Origin of the sequence: Bradyrhizobium forestalis, assembly GCF_002795245.1 — a bacterium.
In the GTDB taxonomy this organism is placed as follows: Bacteria; Pseudomonadota; Alphaproteobacteria; order Rhizobiales; family Xanthobacteraceae; genus Bradyrhizobium; species Bradyrhizobium forestalis.
In genome coordinates this window covers 57,294-64,883 of record NZ_PGVG01000041.1, presented here as the reverse complement: position 1 = coordinate 64,883, position 7,590 = coordinate 57,294, and the positions used below count along the sequence as shown (strand labels likewise).

8 protein-coding genes are annotated in these 7,590 nt (G+C 64.8%); 5 read left to right on the top strand and 3 right to left on the bottom strand.

Going from position 1 to position 7,590, the window contains the following annotated elements:
• Nucleotides 1–81: 81 nt before the first annotated feature.
• Together CVM73_RS32345 and CVM73_RS32340 are read right to left on the bottom strand one after the other, a co-directional pair.
• Nucleotides 82–345: a hypothetical protein gene (locus tag CVM73_RS32345; protein ID WP_162500090.1), complete on the bottom strand. Its 264-nt coding sequence runs from the start codon at nucleotides 343–345 to the stop codon at nucleotides 82–84.
• Nucleotides 346–485: 140 nt separating this feature from the next.
• The gene (locus CVM73_RS32340) at nucleotides 486–1,292 is read right to left on the bottom strand and encodes a creatininase family protein (RefSeq protein ID WP_100235829.1); all 807 of its coding nucleotides are present in this window, start codon (nucleotides 1,290–1,292) and stop codon (nucleotides 486–488) included.
• A 137-nt stretch (nucleotides 1,293–1,429) separates the two neighbouring features.
• Between CVM73_RS32340 and CVM73_RS32335 the strand changes: the two genes are divergently transcribed.
• The 5 genes from CVM73_RS32335 (at nucleotide 1,430) to CVM73_RS32315 (ending at nucleotide 5,964) form a co-directional block, all read left to right on the top strand.
• The gene (locus CVM73_RS32335; protein ID WP_100235821.1) at nucleotides 1,430–2,452 is read left to right on the top strand and encodes an ABC transporter substrate-binding protein; all 1,023 of its coding nucleotides are present in this window, start codon (nucleotides 1,430–1,432) and stop codon (nucleotides 2,450–2,452) included.
• A 200-nt stretch (nucleotides 2,453–2,652) separates the two neighbouring features.
• Entirely contained in the window at nucleotides 2,653–3,468 is an 816-nt protein-coding gene (locus CVM73_RS32330) for an ABC transporter ATP-binding protein (RefSeq protein WP_100235820.1), read from the top strand.
• Nucleotides 3,465–4,283, top strand: coding sequence for an ABC transporter permease (locus tag CVM73_RS32325; protein WP_100235819.1), 819 nt, complete (start codon nucleotides 3,465–3,467; stop codon nucleotides 4,281–4,283). Before CVM73_RS32330 ends, CVM73_RS32325 begins: the two co-directional genes overlap by 4 nt.
• Nucleotides 4,283–5,272 (top strand): 2-hydroxyacid dehydrogenase, encoded by a 990-nt coding sequence (locus CVM73_RS32320; RefSeq protein WP_100235818.1) that lies wholly within the window; start codon nucleotides 4,283–4,285, stop codon nucleotides 5,270–5,272. Before CVM73_RS32325 ends, CVM73_RS32320 begins: the two co-directional genes overlap by 1 nt.
• Entirely contained in the window at nucleotides 5,272–5,964 is a 693-nt protein-coding gene (locus tag CVM73_RS32315; RefSeq protein WP_100235817.1) for an AprI/Inh family metalloprotease inhibitor, read from the top strand. Before CVM73_RS32320 ends, CVM73_RS32315 begins: the two co-directional genes overlap by 1 nt.
• Before the next feature lie 186 nt (nucleotides 5,965–6,150).
• Here CVM73_RS32315 and CVM73_RS32310 read toward each other — a convergent pair whose 3' ends face one another.
• Entirely contained in the window at nucleotides 6,151–7,545 is a 1,395-nt protein-coding gene (locus CVM73_RS32310; protein WP_100235816.1) for a peptidoglycan-binding protein, read from the bottom strand.
• Nucleotides 7,546–7,590 lie beyond the last annotated feature (45 nt).

Sequence of the window (7,590 nt, the reverse complement as noted above, 5' to 3'; positions counted from 1 at the left end):
GGTCGGGGGCACGACACGGGGTGGATGAGGCGCCCGTGTCGGACGCAGGATCCACGTGGAGATCGGCCTCGGATACCTAGATCAGTAGCAGGTACGAACGCGGCCGACGTACTGGCCGAAGGCGTTGTACTGGGCGACCCAGCCGCAGCGGTGATAGCCGTAGTAATAGGGGTCGTTGCTGGCAGCGATCGCAGAGCCGACGACGGCGGCGGTGGCGATGCCGGCACCGACACCCCAGACCCAGCCGGGCTGCTTGGCTTCGGCCGAGGACGTTGTGGACACGATGCTGCCGGTCACGGCGAGGGCAGCAAGAGCTGCGGCGGCAATCTTGGTCTTGATCGACATGTGAAACTCCATCCGGGGTTGAGGCGGTCCGTTGTGGCCCGCGTGCCCAGTTGGACGGAGGCTCATCGCGTCCGGTTCGAAGACCGCAAATGTGGCCGCGCGGACTCGATCTTTCCTGAATGAATCCAGGAGGATGTCGGCTAGCCGAGGGGGCCCTTGGCGAGCCTGTTCACGTCGAAGTTATCGACCTCACCCAGCAGCTCGCAAAAAGCGCGCGCGCCCTGATCGATCAGCTGCTCGCCTTTCTCGGCCACCGCCAGCGTCGCGTTGCCGACTGCGCCGCTGGCGTTGAGATCCTGCGCCTGCCAGGCGAACGGCGCCGGCCGCTGCGTCGACAGCCAGCGGTACTGCTTCTCCATCGCGATGCTGCTCGCGGGAAAATCCGCGATCGCATTCATGCGCACTTGATCCGGATAGCGCGCCAGCATGATCGAGGTCTCGACCGCGCCGCCGTGAATGCCGTGGCGCACTTCATCGGCTGGGAACAACTTGTCCGCGCCTGAGAGCCGCGACCACGACGTCGTCACCACGAACAGTTTTTGATGCGCGCGCAGGTCCTGCGCGACCAGCATCATGGCGGCGCTGTTGCCGCCATGGCTGGTGATGATGACGAGCTTCCTCACGCCGCGGCGCGCGACCTCCGCGCCGATCCCTGTCCATCTTTTGAGCGCAATTTCGGTCGGCAGCGTCTGCGTACCCGGATAGTCGATATGCTCGGTGGAAATCCCGATTGGTTCAACGGGGAGGAAGCTGGCTGGAACGCGCTCGGGCAACAGCTCGCGCACACGCGCCAGATAAGCGTCCGCGATCAGCACGTCGGTGGTGAGCGGCAGGTGCGGGCCATGCTGCTCGGTTGCCGCCAGCGGCAGCACCGCGATCCAGCGCGACGGCTCCGCGGGGGGCGCATCGGCCCAGCGGATTTCGGTCCAGTCGCGGGACGGCGTCATCAAGGTTTCCTTGCCCGAATTTGTCACGTAATTTGGGTTATGAGGGGACGCGGGCCCGACCGGCTCGCGTCCCCAATGTCATGCGGTTTTATCGCGTTGGCTTGGCATCGGCCAGCCACGATCGACGGAGTGCACTCATGAGCCCCTCTCATCTGCGGCAAGCGTTAACGGCAGGCCTGATGGCCGCTCTCGTCTCGATCCTCCCGGCGCGCGCTGAAACGCTCGACAAGGTCACCTTCGGCACCAACTGGGTCGCCGAGGCCGAGCATGGCGGCTTCTTCCAGGCGGTCGCCGACGGCACCTACAAGAAATACGGGCTCGACGTCACCATCGTTCCCGGCGGTCCCAACGAGAACAACCGGATGCTGCTGATCGCCGGCAAGATCGATTTCTTCATGGCCGCCAATACGCTGATGTCGTTCGACGCCGTCGCCAACAACGTTCCCGTCGTCACCATCGCCGCGATCTTCCAGAAGGATCCGCAGGTGATGCTGACGCAGCCCGACGCCAAGGTCGCCAAGATCGAGGATCTCAAGCCGCTGACGCTGTTCGTCTCCAAGGAGGGCATGACCAGCTACTTCCAGTGGCTGAAATCCGAATACGGCTTCAGCGAGAAGAACGTCCGTCCCTACAATTTCAATCCGCAGCCCTTCATCGCCAATCCCAAGAGCGCCATGCAGGGCTATGTCACCTCCGAGCCCTTCGCGGTGGAGAAGGCCGCCGGCTTCAAGCCCAACGTGCTGCTGCTCGCCGATTACGGCTTCAACACCTATTCGACGCTGATCGAGACCCGCCGCGAGGTCGTCGAGAAGAAGCCCGATCTGGTCCAGCGCTTCGTCGATGCCTCCATGATCGGCTGGTACAACTACATCTACGGCAACAATTCCGCCGGCAATGCGCTGATCAAGAAGCTCAATCCGGAGATGACCGACGATCTGCTGGCCTATTCCGTCGCCAAGATGAAGGAGCACGGCATCGTCGACTCCGGCGAGTCCTCGAAGAACGGCATCGGCGCGATGAGCGACGAGCGCTACGCCTCCTTCTTCAACAAGATGGTCAAGGCCGGCGTCGTGAAGTCGGATCTCGACTTCCGCAAGTCCTACACGCTGCGCTTCGTCAACAAGGGCGTCGGCGTCGAGCTCCGCCCGAACAAGCCGTAACCGATGCCGACACAAGAGCAAGGTGTGGCAGTGTGGTTCACCTCTCCCGAAGGGAGAGGTCGCATCGCATCGCAAGATACGATGCGGGTGAGGGGTTACGCTTCCTCGTGGGACCTGCGCCCCCTCACCCGGCGCTGCGCGCCGACCTCTCCCCGATGGGGAGAGGTGAAGGGCGCCCGAAACCCAGCAGCTCGCCGTCTATGGTAGAGAGCAAAACGCCACCTACCGTCGAAGCCAGCCTGACGGCTCTCGCCGTCAGCCTGCGCGGCGTGACGAAGACCTATGACAGCGGCGTCATGGCGCTCGGCCCGTTCGATCTCACTGTCCGCAGGGGCGAGTTCATCTCGCTGCTGGGACCGTCCGGTTGCGGCAAGTCGACGGTGTTGCGGCTGATCGCGGAGCTCAGCGCGCCGTCATCAGGCACGGTGCGGGTGGCGCGGCACGAGGGCGAGGTGCTGCCGGGTCACGGCATCGGCTTCGTGTTCCAGGAGCCGACCCTGATGCCTTGGACCAGCGTGCGCGAGAACGTGCGGCTGCCCTTGAGGCTCGCGGGCGTGCCGAAGGCGGAGGGGCGCGCGCGTGCCGAGGAGGCGCTGGCCAGCGTCGGGCTCGCCGATTTCGCCGACGCCTTTCCGCGCGAGCTCTCCGGCGGCATGAAGATGCGGGTGTCGCTGGCGCGCGCCCTCGTCACCGATCCCGATATCCTCCTGATGGACGAGCCGTTCGCCGCGCTGGACGAGATCACGCGCTTCCGCCTCAACAATGATCTGCTGACGCTGTGGCGGTCCTTGCGCAAGACCGTCATCTTCGTCACCCATTCGGTGTTCGAATCCGTCTACCTGTCACAGCGCGTCGTCGTCATGACGGCGCGGCCCGGCCGTATCCAGGCCGACATCCGCATCGAGACGGTCGAGCCGCGCGGCGAGGAGTTTCGCACCTCGGCCGCCTATTCCGATTATTGCCGCAGGGTGTCGGCCGCGCTGGCGCCGTCCTATTCGGGGCAGTCGACGCTATGAACGCGCAAGCTGCCGCCACCGCACAACCGCGAGCTGCGCAACGTGCGATGCGCTTCGTGTTGCCCGTCACCGTGTTCGCAGCCGGCCTTCTTGCCTGGGAACTCGTGGTCCGCATCAAGGAGATCCCGCCTTACGTGCTGCCGGCGCCGTCGATCATCGTCCTGACGCTGATCAAGGATTGGGCGGTGCTGTCGCAATCGCTCGCCACCACGCTGCTGACGACGCTCGAAGGTTTTGTCGCCGCCAGCGTCGGCGGCATCGCGCTGGCGCTGGTGTTCAACCAGTCGAAATGGGTGGAATATTCACTGTTCCCCTATGCCGTCGTCCTCCAGGTGACGCCGGTCATCGCGATCGCGCCGCTGCTGCTGATCTATCTGGAGCAGCAGACCGCGGTCGTGGTCTGCGCCTTCATCGTCGCCTTCTTCCCGGTGCTGTCCAACACCACGCTTGGGCTGAATTCGGTGGACCGCAACCTCGCCGGCCTGTTCCAGCTCTACGGCGCCTCGCCACTGCAAGCGCTGCGCTTTCTCAAGCTGCCTGCGGCGCTGCCCTATATCCTCGGCGGCCTGCGCATCGCCGGTGGCCTGTCGCTGATCGGTGCGGTCGTGGCCGAGATCGCGGCGGGAACGGCCGGCGCCGGCTCCGGGCTCGCCTACAGGATCGCCGAATCCGGCTATCGCTTGAACATACCCCGCATGTTCGCAGCGCTGCTTTTGTTGTCGCTGGCCGGGATTGTCATCTATGGGGTGCTGGCGCTAGTTTCGCACCTCGTTTTACGGCGCTGGCATGAGAGCGCGCTTGGAAAGGAAAGCTGATGTCTACCGGTTCGATTTCGTCCGAAAAGATCGACCTTCTGATCTATGGGCCGGTGCGGCCAATCCTCGAGAACGGCTTTTCCGATCATTTCGTCGTGCACAAGGCAGAGACGCGTGGCGACCTCGAGCGGCTGACGCCGGCGGTCCGTGACAAGATCCGCGGCGTCGCGGTGACCTATCACACCGTGCGTGCGGACAGGGATTCGCTGTCGCAGCTGCCGAAGCTGGAGATGGTGGCGAGCTTCGGCGTCGGCTACGACCACGTCGACGCCAAATACGCCGCCGAGCACAACATCATCGTCACCAACACGCCCGACGTGCTGACCGAGGAGGTCGCCGACGTCGCGATGGGCCTTCTGATCTCCACTTTGCGCGAATTCATCAAGGCCGACCGTTACGTCCGCTCCGGGCTCTGGCAGACGCAGAACTATCCGCTCAGCGTCGGCTCGCTGCGCGACCGCAAGGTCGGAATCGTCGGCATGGGCCGGATCGGCCAGGCCATCGCGCGCCGGCTCGATGCCTCGCTGGTGCCGGTGGTCTACCACTCGCGCAATCCGTCCAAGGACGTTTCCTACAAGCACTATCCCGACCTGATCGAGATGGCGAAGGCGGTGGACACGCTGATGGTGATCGTGCCGGGCGGCGCCTCCACCAACAAGATGATCAATGCCGAGGTGCTGAAGGCGCTCGGCCCGCGCGGCGTGCTGATCAACGTGGCGCGCGGCTCCGTCGTCGACGAGCCCGCCCTGGTCCAGGCGCTGAAGTCAGGCACCATTCTCGCCGCCGGCCTCGACGTGTTCGCGGCCGAGCCGAACGTGCCCGACGAGCTCAAGTCGATGCAGAACGTCGTGCTGCTGCCGCATATCGGCTCGGCCTCGGTGGTGACGCGCAACGCGATGGACCAGCTCGTCGTCGATAACCTCAAGTCCTGGTTCGCCGGCAAGGCGCCGTTGACGCCGGTTGCGGAAACGCCGGTCAAGGGGCGCTGATGAACGTTCTTCGGGCCGTTGCATTCGCCGTCGCGGCCTGCTTGGCCGCGATCGGCATCGTGCATGCGCAGGATGCCACGACCCTGAAGAAGTCGATGCCCGGACAGTGGGAGCTCTCGACCACGGAGCGCAGCAAGACCTGCGTCGTCACGCTCAAGGCTGATGCCGCAGGCCAGGGTTTCAAGCTGGAGCTGGAGCCGGCCTGCAAGACCGCGCTGCCCTTCACCAAGGACATCGTCGCCTGGAGCGTGAGGGGCCTCGACATCGTCCGCCTGCAGGATACGACCGGCGAAGCCGTGATCGACTTCACCGAGGTCGAGGCCGGCATCTTCGAGGGCCTGCGCCAGGGCGAGGGCGTCTACATCCTGCAGGATCTCGCCGCCGCGCGTTCGATGGCCAAATCGATGGACCAGATGATCGGCGACTGGTCGATGGTGCGCGGCAACGGCCAGCCGATCTGCGGGCTGACGCTGACCAACACCGAAGCGAGCCCGGATAATTTCCAGGTCTTCCTCAAGCCGAAATGCGACGCGACGATCGCGCAGTTCAACCCGACGCAATGGCGGCTCGAGCGCGGCCAGATCATCCTGATGTCGAAATCAGGCGAAGCCTGGCAATTCGAGGCCGACGACAGCGCCCAGTGGCGCCGCGTCCCCGACACCGCCGATCCCCTGATCATGCTGCGCCAGTAGGCGCTGGCAGTGCGGCTCCGTCACCTCTCCCGCTTGCGGGAGAGGTCGGCGCGAAGCGCCGGGTGAGGGGTCTCTCCTCTTGGGGGTTGTCCCGTTGTGGAGACACCCTCTCCCCAGCCCTCCCCCGCAAGCGGGGGAGGGAGTGCACCTGCTCCGGAGAAGCACCCCGAGCCTCATCTCATCGCACTACGTCGTCACCTTCGGCGGCGGCGCGGTGCCTTGCGCCCATTTCTCCATCTTGCCGAGCACGCCCCAGACGGTGAGCGCGAGCGAGATCGGCATCGCGAACTGGCCAAGGCCGGGCACGGCCGACACGATCGTCCCGAGCAGTCCGGCAATGCCGCTCGCATTGGGGCTTGCCGTCACCGACGAGAGCAGCGCGGTGAGCACCGAGCCGCCGATACCGAGCGCGGTTTTCTTGCCGTCGAGCAGCTTGCCGATGGTCTCGCCGAGCGCGCCGTTGACCTGGCCGAGCATGGGCTTGCCGCCGCCGTTGTTGAGCAGGGTGCTGAGCAGGTCGACGACCTGCTTCAGCTGATCGACCGGGGCGGGGCTCGTCGGGGTGACCGGTCCTGGCATGGGCGCCGTCTTGTTGATGAGGGCGAAAAGCCGTTCGAATATGCTCACCGGATCGTTGGTGGCAGGCAATGTGTTGCCCGGCACGATCGCTGGCAGCGTCGTGCCGCCGGCTGACGGTCGCAGCAATTGCGCGAGGTCCTCCAGCCGCTTCAGGATCTGGGAAAGATCGCCGTTCTGCGCGGCCGCGCCCGGCTGCTGCATCGCGCGCGTGATCGCGGCGACCGTGGCGGCATCGAGCAGCCCGGTATCCCTCAAACCGTTCTGTTGCTGAAACAGCGAGACGGCGGCCCTGGTCTTCGGTCCGCTGATGCCGTCCTCGGCGAGCGGCGGATTGGCGCCGAGCTTGTTGAGCGCCTGCTGCATGAGAATGACCGTCGAGGCCGCATCGTCCTCGGGCTCGGTGCGGCCGGCGAATTGCGGACCGCCATCGAGCGTGATCGAGGAATCGAGCGCCATCATCGCATGCAGGATCACCGCCGTACCGAGCTGGGAATCGACGTGATTGGAGTCGAACACATGGTCGCGGACGAATTTTCCGGCTCTTGCCTCGGGCGGGCCGTACAGGGTCGAGCCGCCATAGAGATAGGGCGAATTGACGCCCTTGGCGTGATAGCCGAAGCCGTTGAAGGCCTCGAGCCGGAACAGCATCCGCGCGATACCCCAATCGTGCGCGCCAATGAAGTTCTGGATTCTGAACGCGTCCACGGCGCCGTCCACGAAGGTGGCAAACGGGCCGCGCCCTTTCGGAACGATGGTCGTCACGCGGTGAAGCGACTCGCCGTTGCCGAGATAGGTGTCGAAATCGAAGTTGGACTCGCGGTAGTGGCAGAGCGCGGCAAAAGGCCAGGGAACGCCCGTCAGCCGCTCGATCTGCTGATAGGTCGCCTTGCTGTTGAGGGCCTTGCGGGCGACGGCATTCGCCTCGGCGAGGCGTCCCGCTCGGATTTCGAGACTGGCCCAATTCCGCTCATATTCGCTTTTCAAGCTCTCGAATGAGATCATTTTCCGCTCCCGCAAATTGAATGAATTATCGAGTCTCCGTGCAAG

Coding starts and splice junctions, on each gene's coding strand:
- CVM73_RS32315 (WP_100235817.1), top strand. CDS start 5,272: ATGAACGTTCTTCGGGCCGTTGCATTCGCCGTCGCGGCCTGCTTGGCC.
- CVM73_RS32335 (WP_100235821.1), top strand. CDS start 1,430: ATGAGCCCCTCTCATCTGCGGCAAGCGTTAACGGCAGGCCTGATGGCC.
- CVM73_RS32310 (WP_100235816.1), bottom strand. CDS start 7,545: ATGATCTCATTCGAGAGCTTGAAAAGCGAATATGAGCGGAATTGGGCC.
- CVM73_RS32325 (WP_100235819.1), top strand. CDS start 3,465: ATGAACGCGCAAGCTGCCGCCACCGCACAACCGCGAGCTGCGCAACGT.
- CVM73_RS32330 (WP_100235820.1), top strand. CDS start 2,653: ATGGTAGAGAGCAAAACGCCACCTACCGTCGAAGCCAGCCTGACGGCT.
- CVM73_RS32345 (WP_162500090.1), bottom strand. CDS start 345: ATGTCGATCAAGACCAAGATTGCCGCCGCAGCTCTTGCTGCCCTCGCC.
- CVM73_RS32320 (WP_100235818.1), top strand. CDS start 4,283: ATGTCTACCGGTTCGATTTCGTCCGAAAAGATCGACCTTCTGATCTAT.
- CVM73_RS32340 (WP_100235829.1), bottom strand. CDS start 1,292: ATGACGCCGTCCCGCGACTGGACCGAAATCCGCTGGGCCGATGCGCCC.